Source organism: Mesorhizobium waitakense, from assembly GCF_056431085.1.
In genome coordinates this window covers 485,378-503,458 of sequence record NZ_JBWKME010000016.1, presented here as the reverse complement: position 1 = coordinate 503,458, position 18,081 = coordinate 485,378, and the positions used below count along the sequence as shown (strand labels likewise).

At 63.2% G+C, this 18,081-nt stretch carries 16 protein-coding genes; 13 read left to right on the top strand and 3 right to left on the bottom strand.

Going from position 1 to position 18,081, the window contains the following annotated elements; genetic code table 11:
- The first annotated feature begins 157 nt into the window (after window positions 1-157).
- From AC07FD_RS04945 to derI, 13 genes are all read left to right on the top strand, one after another.
- The gene (locus AC07FD_RS04945) at window positions 158-1,693 is read left to right on the top strand and encodes an FGGY-family carbohydrate kinase (protein WP_478348893.1); all 1,536 of its coding nucleotides are present in this window, start codon (window positions 158-160) and stop codon (window positions 1,691-1,693) included.
- On the top strand, window positions 1,690-2,466 hold the full coding sequence (locus tag AC07FD_RS04940; RefSeq protein ID WP_095080779.1) for a DeoR/GlpR family DNA-binding transcription regulator: 777 nt from the start codon (window positions 1,690-1,692) through the stop codon (window positions 2,464-2,466). Before AC07FD_RS04945 ends, AC07FD_RS04940 begins: the two co-directional genes overlap by 4 nt.
- Window positions 2,463-4,175, top strand: coding sequence for a glycerol-3-phosphate dehydrogenase/oxidase (locus AC07FD_RS04935; RefSeq protein ID WP_478348892.1), 1,713 nt, complete (start codon window positions 2,463-2,465; stop codon window positions 4,173-4,175). The genes AC07FD_RS04940 and AC07FD_RS04935 overlap by 4 nt, the downstream gene beginning before the upstream one ends.
- A gap of 419 nt (window positions 4,176-4,594) precedes the next feature.
- A complete protein-coding gene (locus tag AC07FD_RS04930) occupies window positions 4,595-5,617 on the top strand; it encodes a sugar-binding transcriptional regulator (RefSeq protein WP_477284122.1) in 1,023 nt (340 codons plus the stop codon).
- A gap of 33 nt (window positions 5,618-5,650) precedes the next feature.
- Window positions 5,651-6,307 (top strand): DUF2291 family protein, encoded by a 657-nt coding sequence (locus tag AC07FD_RS04925; protein WP_478348891.1) that lies wholly within the window; start codon window positions 5,651-5,653, stop codon window positions 6,305-6,307.
- Window positions 6,304-7,845, top strand: coding sequence for a sugar ABC transporter ATP-binding protein (locus AC07FD_RS04920; protein ID WP_478348890.1), 1,542 nt, complete (start codon window positions 6,304-6,306; stop codon window positions 7,843-7,845). Before AC07FD_RS04925 ends, AC07FD_RS04920 begins: the two co-directional genes overlap by 4 nt.
- A gap of 26 nt (window positions 7,846-7,871) precedes the next feature.
- On the top strand, window positions 7,872-9,005 hold the full coding sequence (locus AC07FD_RS04915; protein WP_478348889.1) for an ABC transporter permease: 1,134 nt from the start codon (window positions 7,872-7,874) through the stop codon (window positions 9,003-9,005).
- Between the two features lie 39 nt (window positions 9,006-9,044).
- Complete coding sequence (locus AC07FD_RS04910) at window positions 9,045-9,986, top strand: D-ribose ABC transporter substrate-binding protein (RefSeq protein ID WP_095081092.1); 942 nt, start codon at window positions 9,045-9,047, stop codon at window positions 9,984-9,986.
- Between the two features lie 105 nt (window positions 9,987-10,091).
- Complete coding sequence (locus AC07FD_RS04905) at window positions 10,092-11,666, top strand: FGGY family carbohydrate kinase (protein WP_478348888.1); 1,575 nt, start codon at window positions 10,092-10,094, stop codon at window positions 11,664-11,666.
- A gap of 4 nt (window positions 11,667-11,670) precedes the next feature.
- Complete coding sequence (locus tag AC07FD_RS04900; protein ID WP_478348887.1) at window positions 11,671-13,179, top strand: glycerol-3-phosphate dehydrogenase; 1,509 nt, start codon at window positions 11,671-11,673, stop codon at window positions 13,177-13,179.
- Window positions 13,179-14,117, top strand: coding sequence for a sugar phosphate isomerase/epimerase family protein (locus AC07FD_RS04895; RefSeq protein ID WP_478348886.1), 939 nt, complete (start codon window positions 13,179-13,181; stop codon window positions 14,115-14,117). The genes AC07FD_RS04900 and AC07FD_RS04895 overlap by 1 nt, the downstream gene beginning before the upstream one ends.
- A gap of 63 nt (window positions 14,118-14,180) precedes the next feature.
- Window positions 14,181-14,948 carry a triose-phosphate isomerase gene (locus AC07FD_RS04890; protein ID WP_478348885.1) on the top strand — a complete coding sequence of 256 codons (768 nt, stop codon included), beginning with the start codon at window positions 14,181-14,183 and terminating at the stop codon, window positions 14,946-14,948.
- A gap of 32 nt (window positions 14,949-14,980) precedes the next feature.
- A complete protein-coding gene (derI, locus tag AC07FD_RS04885; RefSeq protein ID WP_478348884.1) occupies window positions 14,981-15,418 on the top strand; it encodes a D-erythrulose-4-phosphate isomerase in 438 nt (145 codons plus the stop codon).
- A 19-nt stretch (window positions 15,419-15,437) separates the two neighbouring features.
- Here derI and dhaL read toward each other — a convergent pair whose 3' ends face one another.
- The 3 genes from dhaL to AC07FD_RS04870 all read right to left on the bottom strand — a co-directional run bounded on the left by dhaL (window position 15,438) and on the right by AC07FD_RS04870 (window position 18,077).
- Window positions 15,438-16,079, bottom strand: a complete 642-nt coding sequence (gene dhaL, locus AC07FD_RS04880; RefSeq protein ID WP_478348883.1) for a dihydroxyacetone kinase subunit DhaL — start codon at window positions 16,077-16,079, stop codon at window positions 15,438-15,440.
- Window positions 16,080-16,162: 83 nt separating this feature from the next.
- Window positions 16,163-17,170, bottom strand: coding sequence for a dihydroxyacetone kinase subunit DhaK (locus tag AC07FD_RS04875; protein WP_478348882.1), 1,008 nt, complete (start codon window positions 17,168-17,170; stop codon window positions 16,163-16,165).
- Between the two features lie 142 nt (window positions 17,171-17,312).
- A complete protein-coding gene (locus AC07FD_RS04870; RefSeq protein ID WP_478348939.1) occupies window positions 17,313-18,077 on the bottom strand; it encodes a GntR family transcriptional regulator in 765 nt (254 codons plus the stop codon).
- Between the last annotated feature and the right edge of the window lie 4 nt (window positions 18,078-18,081).

Genomic DNA, 18,081 nt, shown 5'->3' with positions numbered 1-18,081 from the left:
GTTAAATTCACATCGCTATATGGTCCGTTCAATCCGCAAGGTGCAGCCGCATTGTATCGCCGTTGTCCATTGATTGTCGTAATTTCTGTAGCCCTCGCCCCAGCCTGCAGGGTTGTCGCGCAGTGCGCATCGCCAGTTGCCGAAAGAGGCGGTGATCATGCCCAGTTTGCTCGGAATCGATAACGGTCTCACGGTCACCAAGGCGGTGATCTTCGATGCCGATGGCACGCAGTTGTCGGTGGCGCGCCGGCGGGTGCCGCAGTCGATGCCCCATGCGCGCTGGGTGGAGCGCGACATGGCAGGCCTCTGGCAAGCGACCGCCGACGCCATCAAGGAAGCGATCGCGTTCTGTGGCCGGCCGGCGGACGATATCAGGGCGGTGGCAGCGACCGCGCATGGCGACGGTCTCTATCTGCTCGACAAGGATCGTCGGCCGCTAGGGCCCGGAATCCTGTCGCTCGACAGCCGCGCCGGCGAGATTATCGAAAGATGGTCGGCGGACCTGGTCTTCGACGAAGCGCTTGCGTGCACCGGCCAGGCGCCGCATGTTTCGGCGCCTTCGGCGCTGCTTGCATGGCTCAAGCAGAACGATCCGGATCGCTATGCTCGCATCGGTCACATACTGGCCTGCAAGGACTGGCTTCGCTTTTGCCTGACCGGCACGATCGGTACCGACCGAACGGAGGCCAGCACGTCGTTCACGGATTTCCGTACGCAGGCCTACGCGCCGGAAGCGATGCAGATCTTTGGATTGGGTGACCTTTTCGACGCGCTGCCGCCGGTGGCGCATTCCGCCGACATCGTCGGCCAGGTCACCGCCGATGCCGCCGAAATGACTGGCCTTCGCAAGGGAACGCCGGTCGCGTGCGGCCTGCACGACGTGACCGCTTCGGCGCTTGGCATGGGCGGCCATGAGGAGGACGTGCTCAGCATCGTTGCCGGCACCTATTCCATCAACGAAGTCGTCTCTTCGAAACCGCGCGTCGACCGACGCTGGTTCTGTCGCAACGCCATCGATGCAGGCCGTTGGAACAACATGGCGATCTCGCCGGCCTCGACCGCAAACTACGACTGGTTTCTCGACACCTTCTGCCGCTCGGAGCAGGACAGGACAAACGCCGATGGCGGCTCCATCCACGAATTGCTGGCAGCAGAGATCGACGCGGCGCTGAAGAAGCCTTCGACCATCCTGTTTCATCCCTATCTGTTCGGCTCTCCCTATGGCGACGTTGCCAGCGGCAGTTTTGTCGGCCTGCATGGCTGGCACGATCGCGGCGACATGCTGAAGGCGGTTCTGGAAGGCATTGTCTTCAATCACCGCACCCATGTCGAAGCCTTGCGCGAGGGCTTCACCGTCCGCGAAATACGCCTGACCGGCGGCGGTTCGCGCAATCCGGCTTTCGTCCAGATGTTTGCCGACGTGCTGAACGCCCCGGTCACCATCACCTCGACCGATGAGGCTGCCGCCTTTGGTGCCGCCCTTTGCGCCGGCGCCGCGGTCGGCATCTTCGCGACGCCGCAACAGGGTGCCAGGCAGGTCGGCATGACGGCGCGCCAGTATCAGCCCGTGCCTGCCTCCAGTGCTGTGTTCAGCGAGCGGTTTTCCCTCTATTGCCGCATCGCCGAGCAGCTGAAGTCGCAATGGCCTGAGATCGAAAGGCTGGCGCGGCCAGACACCAAGGGGACTGCATGATCAAGGCCGACGAACGACGCGAAGAGATCGCCGAGTATGTGATCAAGCTCGGTCAGGTGCGCATCGACGATCTGGTCGAGCATTTCGGCGTATCGCGCATGACCATCCACCGGCACATCGACCGGCTGGCGCAGCAGGGCGTGCTGCGCAAGCTGCACGGCGCGGTGACGGTTCAGCCTTCCGGCCTCTACGAAAGCGCCTTTCGTTACCGGGTAACGGTCAACAGAGCCGAGAAAGATACGCTGGCGCGGGCGGCACTGGATTATGTCGAAGCCGGACAGGTGGTCATGCTGGACGATTCATCGACGGCAAACGCCGTCGCCACGCTGCTGCTCGACGTCAAGCCGCTGACCGTCATCACCAACAGCGTGGCGACGGCTTCGCTGCTAACCAATGTCGACGACATCGACTTCATCTGTCTTGGTGGCAAATACCACGGCACCTACAATGCCTATATCGGCATCGTCTGCGAGAACGCCGTGGCGCAGCTTCGCGCCAATGTCCTGATCTGTTCGGCTTCGGCCATCACCGGAACCACGGCCTTCATCCAGGATCCCAACGTCGTGCGGGTGAAGCAGGCGATGATGGCCGCATCGGTGAAGCGGATCCTGCTGGTCGACCATGCGAAATTCGACCGGATCGCACTGCATGTCTTTGACGATCTGACCAGCTTCGATGCCGTGCTGACGACCGAGGGGCTGGGCGATGCACAGGCGCAGCACCTCGAACGGGCCGGCGTGAAGCTGCGCATCGTCAAGACGACGGCACAATGAGCTCAGCCGACGCAGCTGGTGCGGAAAATGCCGCCGGGCGTCTCGCCGCCATGGCCGCGGCCGGCAAGGTCGACGTCGTCATTCTTGGCGCCGGCATCAACGGGGCGGGGCTGTTTCGCGACCTGTGCGCGCAAGGCGTAAGCTGCCTGATCGTTGACAAGGCGGATTTCGGCTCCGGCACCAGTGCCGCGCCGTCGCGGCTCATCCATGGCGGGTTGAAATATCTCGAAACCGGCGAGTTCGGGCTGGTGGCGCAGTCGACGCTCGAACGCAACCTGCTTTTGCAGAACGCGCCGCACTATGTCAGCCCGCTGCCGACCGTCATTCCGATCTTTTCGTGGAGCAAGGGCATGCTGGCGGCGCTGCGAACGCTGTTCGGCTCGACCAGCGCGCCGCGCAGCCGCGGCGCTATCCTGATCAAGATCGGCCTGATGATCTACGATTTCTACGGCTCGCGAAACCAGGTCATGCCGCGCCACCGCATGGTCGGGCGGCGGCAGGCGCTGGGTGAGATACCGGCGCTCAACCCTTCGATCGTCGCCACCGGCACCTATTACGATGCCAAGATAAGCCATCCCGAAAGGCTGGTGCTCGAGTTGATCCTCGACGGGTTGCGGTCCAATGCAGCCTCCGCCAGCACGAACTACACAGCTCTGGTGAGCTCAGCCAATGGCGTGCTGACCTTCCAACCGGAAAACGGTGGTGCATTCTCGGTGCGGCCGAAACTGGTGGTCAATGCTGCCGGCCCCTGGATCGACGATGTCAACGCCTTGCTCGGTGCACCGTCGAAGATGATCGGCGGCACCAAGGGCTCGCACATCCTGCTGAAGCATGACGAATTGGTAGAAAGCCTGGCCGGGCGGATGCTTTATTTCGAGGCCGATGACGGCCGCATCTGCCTTGTCTACGACTATCTCGGCTTGGCGCTGGTAGGCTCGACCGACATCAAAGCCGACAACCCCGATGAGGTCCGCTGCGAACCCGGCGAAGTGGACTATCTGCTCGAGAGCGTGCGGACGCTGTTGCCGGGCATGATTTTCGAACACGCCCAGATCGTCTACGCCTATAGCGGCATCAGGCCGCTCCCGGCCTCTGATGCATCGCTACCGGGCCTGATCAGTCGCGATCATTCCGCTCCGGTCGCCGAGCCGGACCGGGACAGGCCCTTCGCGGTCATTTCGCTGGTCGGCGGCAAATGGACGACATTCCGGGGCTTTGCCGAGGAAGTCGCCGACGCGATACTCGACCGTCTGCGGCGCAGCCGCAAGGTAACGACGCAATCCATGCCGATCGGCGGCGGCAAGGACTTCCCGGCCAATGCGGCGGCGCGCGCAAGCTGGCTAGCCCAGGCCCGGACGGAGACGGACGTCGACGAACGACGTCTCGACCAATTGCTGTCGCGCTACGGGACCAGAGCCCTGGAGATTGCCACGCATGGGCCAGATGATGAGGGCGAACTGCCGGACTCCGACAGCTACGGCAGATCGGAAATCGACTACATCGTCCGCAACGAGTTCGTCGAACATCTGGCCGACATCGTCATGCGTCGCAGCACGCTCGCCATAGGCGGTTCACTGACAAGTCGCGATCTGCAGGAGATTGCGATGATCGCCGGGCGGGCGCTGGGCTGGAACGCCGAGCGCATTGCGCAGGAAGTCGAGGCCGCTGTCGTGGAGCTCGAAGGCAGGAACCTGATGCGGCTGGACTGAGCGCGTCATCGACAATGCCGATCCCCTTTTTTCTGGGCAATCCGATCTGCTCCTGGTTGCGCGGCGCACCCGAAATGTCCCAACTCACAGCTGGATTGGGATTTCTACACCGTCGAAAATATATCACTAAAAACAGACACTTAATTGACATATCGGCGGAGTTCGCTTCCATGCTGCCGCCAACGAAGACATTTGATAACATCAATTGACGTTAATTTAACATCGCAATATGATCAACCCAACATGCCGACCTCCTAATGGACCGACGCTGACCGGGAGGGCGACGTATCGGCGAGGGGCGAGGGCTGCGGTTTCCCTGCAATGGCTTGGACCCAATTCGCGAAGGGATTGACAGCGATGCAAAGGTATGAAAATTTTTGCACACAAAGATAATAATATCATCTCGGGGAGGAGATGGCTTGAAATCTGGCGGAACCGCTAACCGCGACCACGAGTCCAGCCTCGCCACACGCGCGGCGTGGCTTCACTTTGCCGGGGGTCTCACGCAGGCCCAGGTCGCCAAGCGGCTTGGCCTGACCAGCCTCAAGGCGCATCGGCTCATCACCAAGGCCAACCAGGAAGGTCTGGTCAGGGTCTTTATCGACGGCGACGTCGCCGAGTGTGTGGAGTTGGAGCAGCGCCTGACCGCCGCATACGGGCTCGATTATTGCGAGGTGGTTCCGGATCTGGATCAGGAAGACCTGCCGCTCAGGGGACTGGGCATCGCCGGCGCGCAGTTCCTGAAGCGCGAGATCGATCGTGGCGAAGACATGCTGATCGGCGTCGGCCATGGCCGCACCCTTGCGGCCAGCGTCGAATATCTGACGCGCACCCCTGCCGCCCATATCCGTTTCGTCTCGCTGCTTGGCGGCGTGACGCGCAAATTTGCGGCCAACCCGCACGACGTCATGCATCGGCTGGCCGAACGGACCGGCGCGCAGGCCTATGTGATGCCGGTGCCTTTCGTCGCCAACACCGCCGAGGACCGCGAGGTGCTGCTCGGCCAGCGTGGCATCAGCGACGTCTTCGCTCTGGCAGGCCGGTCCGACCTGATGTTCGTCGGCATAGGGACCGCCGAGCGGGAAGCTTCGCTGGTCGCAACCGGCATGATCGAGCATTCCGAAATCGATGAGGTCAAGCGCGATGGCGGCGTCGGCGAGCTGCTCGCCCACTTCTTCGACGACAAGGGGCGCCCTGTGGAAACGGCGCTGTCGGAGAGAATCCTGGCGCTGCCGCGGGACCAATTGAAAGGCCGCAGGATTGTCGCCGTCGCCGGCGGCAAGGTGAAAGTGCGGGCGATCAAAGCAGTGCTCGAAAGCCGTTACCTGAGCGGCCTGATCACCGATGAATGCACCGCCCGTGCCCTTGTGGAACTGAACCAATCCAATGGAGCGGCCGGCGCGGCGAAGCGCCATGTGAACGGAGGATCGTCGAATGCGTGACAACGGAAAACCCGCATCGCCGGTGTTTGCATCATGAGCGCGAAGGCCACCACCGCATCGGCCCGGCAGGTCTCGCCCGGCCTGCGCCGCATCCTTGCCGGCGCCGCGGTTGTCGTCCTGCTCGGCGCCATGGCGCTCGACACCAAGGTGGTCAGGATCGGATCCGCAGGCGACGTTCGCAGCGCCGTCTTTTCGGCCGCCGACTATGGCAAGTCGGAATTTCCCAAGGTGCAGGCCGATGTCGAAGCGCGAGCGGCCGACGCGGTGACGGTGGCAACGGCGATCTCCAAGGACAGGGCGACGGCCGAGAAGGAATACGGCGTGCCCGCGGGCGTCGGGCCGGTCATCTCGGTCAAGTTCACCGGCGTCGTCGGCGAGGGAAAATCGGGCATCTACAAGGTCGTGGTCGAGGGCGTGCCGGAAACGTTGCAGCTTCGCGTGCAGACGGGGCCGGCGATCAATGGGACCGAGCTGCGCGACGCCACCGGCAAGATCACATTCGGTCAGTTCACCAACCAGATCGAATACCAGGACGCCGGCTCAGCGCTGAACAACGAGATGAAGAAGGACGTCCTGGCAAAGGTCGATACGGGCGTTCTGACCGGCAAGACCATATCGGTGGTCGGCGCGTTCAAGCTGGTCAATCCGAAGAGCTGGCTGGTCACTCCGGTGAGGCTGGAGGTGCAATGAAACCGGCTGCCGACACCGCGCCCCCGAATGGCGACGCCGTGCTTTCGGCGCGCAACATCGTTATGTCGTATGGTGGCGTTCATGCGCTCAAGGGCGTCAATTTCGACATCCATCGCGGCAAGGTCACCACACTGTTCGGCGAGAACGGCGCCGGCAAGTCGACGCTGATGAAGATCCTGTCCGGCGTCGTCACGCCGACATCGGGCGACATCGTGCTTGACGGCAATCTCGTCAGTTTTTCCTCGTCCTCGGACGCGCGCGATCGCGGCATCTCGATCATCCACCAGGAACTCAGCCTGGCGCCGAACCTCAGCGTTCGTGACAACATCTTCATGGGCCGTGAACTGCGCACCAGGACCGGCCTCGACTTCGCCGAGGAATCGCGCCAGGCGCGCGCGCTGATGGCCGATCTCGAAGAGGACATCGACCCGATGACCCTGGTCGAGGATTTGCGCCTCGGCCAGCAGCAGATCGTCGAGATCGCGCGGGCACTGTCGGTCGACTCGCGCATCCTCATCATGGACGAACCGACCTCGGCGCTCAGCGCGACCGAGGTGGAGGTGCTGTTCAAGGTGATCCGTGACCTGACCAGCCGCGGCGTTTCCATCGTCTACATTTCACATCACCTCGAAGAGGCTCTGCAGATCACCGACTACGCCGTTGTCTTGCGCGACGGCGCGATCACGGCAACGGCCGAAGCCCGGGACATCGATCTCGAGTGGATCGTCCGCAACATGGTCGGCGAGAATTTCGATCTCGGCTCGCCGCCGACAGGCCATGCGTTCGGCGAGGTCGCCCTGTCGATCGAGGATGTCAGCGTCATAGACGCTTCGGGCTCGGGCTATTCCGTCGTCGATCACCTGTCGCTGGATGTCAGGGCGGGCGAGATCGTCTGCATCTATGGGCTGATGGGCGCCGGACGTACGGAATTGCTGGAAGCCGTCGCCGGGCGGATGCCGATGGCGGGCGGCCGGGCGCTGCTGGAAGGCGAGGATGTCTCGAGACTGAGCATAGCCCAGCGCATCGCCAAAGGTCTTGTGCTCGTCCCCGAGGACCGCCAGCGCGACGGGCTGGTGCAGACGATGACCGTCGGCCGCAATCTTTCGCTTGCCAGCATCGAGGCGTTCGCAAAAGGGCTGTTTCTGTCCCGCTCCAGGGAGCGTGAGCTGGTCGAAGACTCGATCCGCAAGGTGACCGTCAAGACCGCGGGCGGCAATGCCATGATCGGATCGCTGTCGGGCGGCAACCAGCAGAAGGTCGTCATCGGCAAGATGCTGACGACCAACCCCAAGGTCATCCTCCTCGACGAGCCGAGCCGTGGCATCGATGTCGGCGCCAAGGCGGAGGTCTTCCGCTTGCTGAGCGAACGCGCCGCGCAGGGTCTGGCGGTCGTCTTCTCGACCTCCGAGGTCAACGAGTGCCTCAGCATCGCGCACCGGATCGTGGTGATGCGCCGGGGCAGGATTTCAGCGGAATTCGGCGCCAGCGCCACCAAAGAGCAGATCATGGCCGCCTCCGGCGAAGCCGTGGTCGCCTGATCACCATGAATATCGGAGCCCCGATCATGACCGACGTCAGCCAGGCCAGAAAACAGTCCAGTGCAAGCGCGCGCGGCGAAGGCTTCGATCTCGCCAAGCTGTTGCTCGAGGGCCGGGCCTTCTTTGCCCTGATCGTCATCATCGTCGTCTTCTCGATCCTGTCGCCCTACTACCTCTCGGTGGCGAATTTCCTGACCATGGCCTCGCATGTCGCCATCTTCGGAATTCTCGCGGTCGGCATGCTGCTCGTCATCCTCAACGGCGGCATCGATCTGTCGGTGGGGTCGACGCTGGGCTTGGCCGGCGTCGTTGCCGGATTCCTGATGCAAGGCGTGACGCTGACCTGGCTGGGTGTCGTTCTCTACCCGCCGGTCTGGGTGGTCGCGGTGATTGCCTGCATGCTGGGCGCCGGTGTCGGGCTGATCAACGGCGTGCTCATCGCGCGCTTCAAGGTTCCGGCCTTCGTCGCCACGCTGGGCGTCATGTACATGGCCCGCGGCCTGGCGCTGCTGATGACCAGCGGCCTGACCTACAACAACCTCGGCGGCAAGCCGGAGCTGGGAAACACCGGCTTCGACGCGCTCGGCTTCAACCGCCTGTTCGGCGTGCCGACCGGCGTGGTGGTTCTGGTGGTCATCGCACTCATCGGCAGCATCGTCTTGAACCGCACAGCCTTCGGGCGCTGGCTTTATGCATCAGGCGGCAACGAGCGCGCCGCCGAGCTGTCCGGTGTTCCGGTCAAGACGGTGCAGGTTTCCGTCTATGTGCTGTCTGGCATCTGTGCCGCCATTGCCGGCCTGATCCTGTCCTCGCAGCTGACGTCGGCGGGTCCGACCGCCGGCACCACCTACGAATTGACGGCCATTGCGGCCGTCGTCATCGGCGGCACGGCGCTGACCGGAGGGCGCGGTAACATCCGCGGAACCCTGCTCGGCGCCTTCGTCATCGGCTTCCTTTCCGACGGTCTGGTGATCATCGGCATCTCGTCCTACTGGCAGACAGTGTTCACCGGCGCCGTCATCGTGCTCGCCGTGCTTCTCAATGCCGTTCAGTATCGCCGCCGTAGCAAGCTCCCGGCTTCGACGGGCGGCCAACCGACTTCTCAGCAACGGGGGAAGGCCGAGCCGGCCAATCCTGCCCAAGGGAAGACTGCCAGGTGACTGGCAGCAACACCGCGTAAATCATTTGGAGGAATGTATATGAAAACCATGCTGAAAAGTCTGCTTGCCGCTGCGATGGTTGTCGGGTTCACGGCCGCCGCGTCGGCCGCGGGCCTGATCTCGATCATCGTCAATGATCCGGCCAACCCCTACTGGCTGACGGAGGGCAATGTCGCCAAGGCCGAAGCCGAGAAGCTCGGCTATACGGCCAACGTCGCCGCCCACAAGGGCGACACCAACACGGAAAGCAACCTGATCGACACCGCCATCACCAACAAGTCCGTGGCGATCATCCTTGATCCGGCCAATGCCGACGGCTCCGTCGGTGCGGTGAAGAAGGCGATTGCCGCCAACATCCCGGTTTTCCTTGTCAACGCCGAGATCAATCAGGAAGGTCTCGCCAAGGGGCAGCTCGTTTCCAACAATGCCCAGGGTGCTGCTCTGGGCGCCCAGCAATGGGTGCAGGCAGTCGGCGAAAAGGGCAAATATGTCGAACTCCTCGGCGCCCCGTCGGACAACAATGCCGCCACGCGCTCGAACGGTTACGCGACCGTGCTGAGCCAATATCCGGACCTCGAAAAGGCTGCCTCGCAGGTCGCCGACTGGGATCGTACCAAGGGCCACGACAAGATGCAGAGCATGCTGCAGGCCAACCCCGACATCATCGCCGTGATCAGCGGCAATGACGAAATGGCGCTCGGCGCGGTTGCCGCGCTGAAGGAAGCTGGCAAGCTCTCCGGCATCAAGGTCGGCGGCTTCGACGGCTCTCCGGACGCGGTTGCAGCAATCAAGTCCGGCGAATTGCAGTACACCGTACTGCAGCCAGTCGCCATCTTCTCGGCCAAGGCCGTGCAGCAGGCGGACTCGTTCATCAAGTCGGGCGCCACCGGTGCGGCGACCGAGAAGCAGCTGTTCGATTGCCTTCTCATCACCAAGGACAATGTCGACAAGTACACCGCACCCTTCGTGCTGTCGGAATGAAACCTGCACAGGGGGTGTCCTTGCGGACACTCCCTGCCTCTTCTACGGCTCAGACAACAAAGATAGCCTTGTGAACTGCCTTCGTAACCAAGCGGAATTTGCGGCATGAAAGACCTGCTGATCGGGATCGACGCGGGAACGTCGGTGATCAAATCGGTCGCGTTCGATCTGTCCGGCCGGCAGCTCGCCATGACGTCGGTGAACAACAGCTTCGTCACGCTGGAGGGCGGCGGCGCCGAGCAGGACCTCGATCAGACCTGGCGCGACATGGCCCGGACCGTTCGTGACCTGGCGACCAAGATTCCCGACCTCGCGCAACGAACCGCGGCGGTTGCCATCACCGGGCAGGGCGACGGAACCTGGCTGATCGATGGCGACGGCTTGCCGGTCGGGCGCGCGTGGCTGTGGCTCGACGCCCGCGCCGGACATCTGGTGGACGTGATGCGCGCCGATCCCCGCGATCGCACGCGGTTTGAACTGACCGGCACGGGGCTCAACTCCTGCCAGCAGGGCGCCCAGCTTGCCTTTATGAAAAAGAACGATCCGGACATGCTGCAGCAGGCGGCGACCGCACTGCATTGCAAGGATTGGCTCTACTTCAAGATGACGGGTGAACGCGCCACCGATCCGTCCGAAGGAACCTTCACCTTCGGCGATTTTCGCTCGCGCAGCTATTCCGACGAAGTCTTCGACATTCTGGATCTGGCGACGCATCGCCGCCTGTTGCCTCCCATGCTTGAGGGCACCACCGACCATCACCCGCTATCGCGATCGGCGGCAGGAGAGACCGGCCTGCTCGAAGGTACGCCGGTTGTTTTGGGTTATGTGGATATGGTCATGACAGCGCTCGGAGCCGGCCTTTATGATCGGAGCGGCAATGTCGGCTGCACGGTCATCGGCTCGACCGGCATACATACGCGCTTCGCCCGCACACCTAGCGATGTCGTGCTCAACGGCGATGGATCTGGCTACACGATCGCCATGCCTATTCCGGGTGCCTTTGCACAGTTGCAGTCCAACATGGCGGCGACGCTCAACATAGACTGGCTGCTTGGCCTTGCACGCGACGTGCTCACCGCCGGCGGCGCCGAGCTCTCGCGCGACGATTTGCTGAAAGCGCTCGACGTCTGGGTGGAGGGATCGGAGCCGGGATCGCTGGTCTACCAGCCCTACATTTCGCTCGCCGGGGAACGCGGACCGTTCGTCGACCCTGATGCGCGCGCAGGCTTCATCGGCCTTTCGGTCAAGCACGGCTTCGGCGATCTGGCACGCGCCGTCCTCGAGGGATTGGCCTTCGCCGCCCGCGATTGCTACCAGGCGATGGGCACGGTGCCGGGCGAGATCCGGCTGTCGGGCGGCGCCGCGCGCAGCCCGTCCCTGCGTCGCATCATCGCGGCCGCGACCCGGGCGCAAGTGCGAACGAGCAGCCGCCAGGAGGCAGGTGCTGCAGGTGCGGCGATGATGGCCGCGGTCGGCCTTGGCGTCTATCGATCGATGGACGACTGCGCCGCCGAGTGGGTGACGCCGCTTCTCGGCGACTGCGATGCCTATGACGAGGCGCTTTCGCAAAGCTACGATGCGCTCTTCCCTTCCTTCGTTGCGGCGCGCCAGGCGCTTCGGCCGGTGTGGAAAACCATGGCGCACCGGCCGCTCACCCGCATCCCGGGTGCACAGGAGTAAGGTCTTGAGTGATATAGTTGATCTCTTTGTGATTGGCGGCGGCGTCAACGGGGCCGGCATCGCGCGTGATGCGGCAGGTCGCGGGCTGTCCGTCATCCTGTGCGAAAAGGACGATCTGGCGCAAGGCACCAGCTCTCGCTCCGGCAAGCTGGTGCATGGCGGCCTGCGCTATCTGGAATATTATGAATTCCGGCTGGTTCGCGAGGCGCTCATCGAACGCGAGGTGCTGCTCGAGGCGGCGCCGCACATCATCTGGCCCATGCGCTTCGTTCTTCCGCACAGTCCAGAAGACAGGCCGGCGTGGCTGGTCCGGCTCGGACTGTTTCTCTACGATCACCTTGGCGGCCGCAAGCGGCTGCCGGGAACCAGGACGCTCGATCTCAGAACAGCGCCGGAAGGGGCGCCGATCAAGGACGAATTCAAGCGCGGTTTCGAATATTCCGACTGCTGGGTCGACGATGCGCGCCTGGTGCTGCTCAACGCCCTGGACGCTAGCCAGCGTGGCGCCAGCGTGCTGACGCGCACCGCTTGTGTCGCCGCCCGCCGCGAAGACGGACTGTGGTCGATCGAAATGCAGGATGGCCGCACGGGCGCGGTGACGAAAATCCGCGCGCGGGCGCTGGTCAATGCGGCAGGGCCGTGGGTCAACGACATTGTCAGCCGCGTCGCCGGGCAGAATTCCACTCGCAATGTTCGGCTTGTAAAGGGCAGCCATATCGTCGTGCCCAAATTCTGGGAGGGACGGCAGGCCTATCTCATCCAGAACAGTGACAAGCGGGTGATCTTCGTCAACCCCTACGAGAACGATCTGGCGCTGGTCGGCACGACCGACATTCCCTACGAAGGCAGGCCGGAGGAAGTGGCCGCCGAGCCAAGCGAAGTCGACTATCTGATCAAGGTGGTCAATCGCTATTTCAAGCGACAGCTGACACCACGAGACGTGGTCTACAGCTTCTCCGGCGTGCGCCCGCTCTATGACGACAATGCCGACAATCCGAGCGCGGTGACACGCGACTACATCTTTGAACTCGACGCCCCGAACGGCGGCGCACCGCTGCTTTCGGTGTTTGGCGGCAAGATCACCACCTTCCGCAAGCTGTCCGAACATGCGCTGGAAAAAATCCAGCCGTTCTTTCCGGCGATGAAGAAAGCCTGGACTGCCAAAATTCCCTTGCCGGGGGGCGACCTGCCGAATGCGGACTTCGAACAGTTCCTGAGCGGCCTGCACACTGAGTTTCCATGGCTCGGCCCGTCGCTGGTGGAGCACTACGCTCGAAGCTATGGCAGCCGCGCCAGGCAATTGCTCGCCGGCACGCAAAGCGAGGCGGATCTCGGCCGCCGCTTCGGACCCGATTTTTATGAACGAGAGGCAAAATTCCTGGTCGACACTGAATGGGCCGGCACATCAGCCGATATACTGGAGCGCCGCACCAAACATGGCCTGCATATCAATGCAGCCGAGCGGAAGACGTTCGAAGAGTGGTTCGGCAACATCATGGCGGCGGCGGACTAATGGCTTTTACGCTTTCCCTCAACACCAATCCGCTGGTCAACCGCTTCGCCGATCCCGATGACCTGATCGATGCCATTGCCTATGACATCGGCATCCGCGACGTGCAGCTGACGCATGAATTCGTCAACCCGGGCTGGCCGGCGGCGACGATTGCCAAATTCCTGCGCCTGTTCAACCGGGCGCTTTCGCGGACCGGTGTCAAGATCACCTCCGGCATGACCGGACCCTATGGCCGGCTCAATCATTTCGGCCATCCGGACCCGGATGTCCGGCGCTACTATGTCGACTGGTTCAAGACCTTCGCCGACATTTCCGCCGAACTCGGTGCTCCGGGCATGGGCACGCAATTCGCCATATTCACCTACAGGGACTTTGACGATCCGCAGCGGCGCGCTGCACTTCTCGACATCGCGCTTGAATGCTGGCGAGAGGTGGCCGAACGCGCCAAGTCGGCGGGGCTGACATATCTGTTTTGGGAGCCGATGTCGGTGGGCCGGGAATTTGGCCACACGATTGAAAGCTGCGTCACGCTGCAGAGTGCCATCGATGCGGCCAAGCTGCCGATCCCGATGAAGATGATGGTGGATATCGACCATGGCGACGTCACCTCGCCAAATCCTGAGGACACCGATCCTTATGCCTGGGCGAAGGCATTTCCGCTGCAGTCGCCGATCATCCACATCAAGCAGTCTTCGATGAACAAGGGTGGACACTGGCCGTTCACCGCTGCCTACAACAAGGACGGCCGCATAGTTCCGCAGAAGCTGCTCGACACCGTGCGGCAGGGTGGCGGAACCGACAACGAAATCTGCCTTGAACTTTCCTTCAGGGAGAGGGAACCGGTCGATCATCAGGTTATCGAGATGATCCGCGAGTCGGTGGATTTCTGGGCGCCTTACATCGACAGCGGCCGCGACAGTCTCAAGCCTCGGGCCTGAACGAATACGTCGCCTGACAGCCGGCGCCGATGTCGGCCGCAAAAGGATCGAAGGAGAAAAAGAATGGCCCCATATTGGGTCGGCACGAGTTGGAAGATGAACAAGACGCTGGCGGAGGCACTGCAGTTCGCCGATGTGCTGGCGGCGTTCGTGCCTGGTTTTGATCCGGCGATAGAACCGTTCGTCATTCCGCCGTTCACCGCCGTGCGCGAGGTCAAGGCGGCGCTGGCCAAGACCCGCGTGAAGGTCGGCGCCCAGAACATGCATTGGGCCGACGCCGGCGCCTGGACGGGAGAGGTTTCGCCGGTGATGCTGAAGGATTGTGGGCTCGATCTGATCGAACTCGGCCATAGCGAGCGTCGCGAGCATTTCGGCGAAACGGATGTGACCGTCGGATTGAAGACGGCGGCGGCGGTCAGGCACGGCTTCGTGCCGCTGATCTGCGTCGGCGAGACGTTGACCGAACGCGAGGGCGGGCGCGCCGATGACGTTTTGACCGCGCAGGTTCTCGGTGCGCTACAAGGGCTCGAGGACGGCGAATTGTCGGCCGAAATCCTCTTTGCCTACGAGCCTGTCTGGGCGATCGGCGAGAAGGGTGTCCCGGCCAGCGCCGACTATGCCGACAAGCAGCAGGCGCTGATCAAAGAGGTCGCCGCAAGCCGGATGGCGAAGGCGCCGCCCGTGCTTTACGGCGGCAGCGTCAATCCCGGCAACGCGGCCGAACTGATCGGCCAGCCGCATGTCGATGGCCTGTTCATTGGCCGTTCGGCGTGGCAAGCGGAAGGCTACATCGACATCCTGAAAAAGGCGTCGGCCGCCATCGGGCGCTGACCATTACAGTAAGAAGCAAAGGAGTTCATGCCATGAAAATAGCACTCGGAGCCGACAGCGCCGGCAAACCGCTGCTCGACGTCATCGCCAAGCATCTCGCCGCGAAGCCGGAGCTGCAGGTGATTGATCTTAGCCAGGCCGGATTCTACGCCGATATCGCCGCCAAGGTCGGTCACGAAATTCTGGACGGCAACTACGACCGGGCCATCCTGTTCTGCGGTACCGGCATTGGCGTCAGCATATCCGCCAACAAAGTCCCGGGAATTCGCGCCGCATTGACCCACGATACCTATTCCGCCGAGCGCGCCGCCAAGTCCAACAACGCACAGATCATCACCATGGGCGCCCGCGTCATCGGTCCCGAACTGGCGAAATCGATCGCCGACGCATGGCTGGCCTCGGAGTTCGATCCGAACGGCCCCTCCGCCGCAAACGTGCATGCCATCGACAAGCTCGACAGCAAGCGCTGAAGGCGGGACTCGCTCCTGATCAGCCGGTCAGGGCGACCCGCATCGCCTCGATCACGGTTACGGCGGACGCGGCGCCTGGATCCATATGGCCAAGCGAGCGTTCGCCGAGGCGCGACGCCCGGCCCTTGGCGGCGATCATTGCCTTGGTCGCTTCCGCGCCTGCCTTCGCCGCCTGGGCAGCAGCCTCGAGACTGTCCACCAGACCCTTGCCGGAGGCCAGCGCCTCGCCCGCCGCCTGCGCTGCCGGACCCCATGCATCCATCATCGTCTTTTCGCCCGGCTCGGCCTTGCCGCGATCCTGAATGCCCTTGGCCATGGCCTGGAACATTGCGACCGCGTCGGCGTCGTCAAGCGACGTCTTGCCCTTCACGGCTGCCGCGCCGCGCATGAACGCAGTGGCATAGAGCGGACCCGAGGAGGCGCCGACGGCATTCAGAAACGACTTTGCCGCGGTGTTCAGCAAGGTGGTCGGATCGGTGGCTCCGGTGTCCAATGCCGCTACCGCATCGCGTGCTGCGGAGAATCCGAGCTCCATCGCAATGCCGTGGTCGGCGTCGCCGATAATGCCGTCAAGCGCGCACAGCCGGTCCCTGTCGGCTGACATCGCGTCCGCGATGGCCGCGAACATGCCGGCAAGGCGGGCGGTGTCGATTGTCGTCATGTCTTTGTCCCTTGCCGCTGAAGGTCTATTGTTTGACCATGAACTTTTCCGAAAACCGGAACCCCACTTTTCGGGATCATGGTCTAGCCGGCGCGAAACATGGCGCAGTCGCAGGGGTGGTCCAGCATCGTCTGCAACTCGCCGTCGAGCCGATGTAACGTGATTGAGGCCCCGGCCATTTCGAGTGAGGTGCAGTAATTGCCGACCCAGGTTGCGTGAATGGACACACCGATGTCATCAAGCCGGCGCTTCACCCGCCGGTTCATGATGTAGAGTTCCATCAGCGGCGTCGAACCGAGCGAATTGACGAGCACGGCGACCTTGTCGCCGCGTGCCGGCGCCATCTCGTCGAGGATCTTGTCCAGCATCTCGTCGGTGATCTCGTCGGCCGTTTTCAGTTTTCCGCGCGCGATGCCGGGCTCACCGTGGATGCCCATCCCGATCTCCATCTCGTCAGGCCCGATCTCGAAATTCGGCCGGCGGGTCTGCGGCAGCGAACAGGGCGACAGCGCGACGCCCATGGTGAAGGTGTGGTCGTTGGCCTTCCCGGCGATGCGCTCGCATTCGTCGAAGGACAGCATCCGGTCGCAGGCAGCACCGGCCGCCTTGAAGATGAAGAAATTGCCGGCGACGCCGCGCCTCTTGTGCCGCTGGTCGCGCGGTGCCGAGGCGACGTCGTCGGTGCTCAGCAACGTGCGCACCTCGATGTCGTCCATATCAGCCATCTCGGCGGCCATGTCGAAATTCATCACGTCGCCGGCATAGTTGCCGTACATGAACAGGACGCCGGCGCCCCCACTGACCGCCTTGGCGCATTCGAGGATCGGGTCTGGCGGCGGCGAGGCGAAGACGTTGCCGATGGCCGCCGCATCGGCCAGCCCCTTGCCGACGAAGCCAAGAAAGCTCGGCTCGTGCCCCGAGCCGCCGCCGATGACGAGGCCCACCTTGCCTTGGCGCGGTCCGTCGCGGGCGATGATCGAGCGTGAACTGCCGTCGACGCTTTTGAGATGGCGGGGATGCGCGGCCAGGATGCCTTCCAGCATCTCGTCGACGGCGCGGTTGCCGTCATTGATGATCTTCTTGGTCTGCACCCGCAGCCTCCCGATTTCGATATTTTTGCAGATAGTACCGGGTGTTATCGGGATTTCCACCCGGCAAAAAGCATTTCACGCGTTGCGGTGTTCGCGCGCCGCCGTTGTTGACAAGCATGCCTGGACGGTTGCGATCCGGCGGCTAGCCAGCGGCGCGCCCCGCCGACCTGCTTGTCCGCGAAAACGACGTGCGAAGGCGATAGCGGTCGCCGGCATATCGGATCGTCGACGACAGCAGCGGCCGGCCGGTCGCATCGACGATGAGCTGACGCATCACCAGGGTGGATTTGCCGACGTCGATGTCGAGGTGGCGCGCGAGGGTAGGATCGGCGCCGCGCGCCTCGATCGTGGTTTCGGCGCGCGCCAGATCAACGCCGGCATCGATCAGCAGGCCGAACAGCGACGCGGTGCGGAAGTCGACACGGCTGAGATCGGGGACAAGGGCGAGGGCGAAGAACGAGGTGTCGACGGCGACCGGAACCTGGTCGAGGCGGCGGATCCTTTCCAGGTGGAACAGCGTCGCGCCAGGCGCGATCGACAGCTCCTCGGCCTCGTCCAGCGAGGCAGGTGCTTCCTCTGCGCGCAACACGTCCGAGGAGGGTGCCAGACCGAGGCGCCTGGCGGTCTCGCTGAAGGATTCCAGCGTGTTGGGAAACTCTTTCGGCACCTTGGCTGAAACATACCAGCCGCGCCCATGCGAAGGGGTCAGCACACCTTCCTCGACAAGGCTTTGCAGGGCCCGGCGCAAGGTCACCCTGCTGATCGACATGCGCGTGAACAGATCGCGCTCGGGCGGCAGCCGCGCGCCCGAAGCAAGCTTGCCGGCGGCGATCTCCTGCAGGATCGCATCGGCCGCTTGTCGCCAGAGCGGTTCGGGTCCGTCCGACTGCAGTGGCGAGCCCTCCATTTCA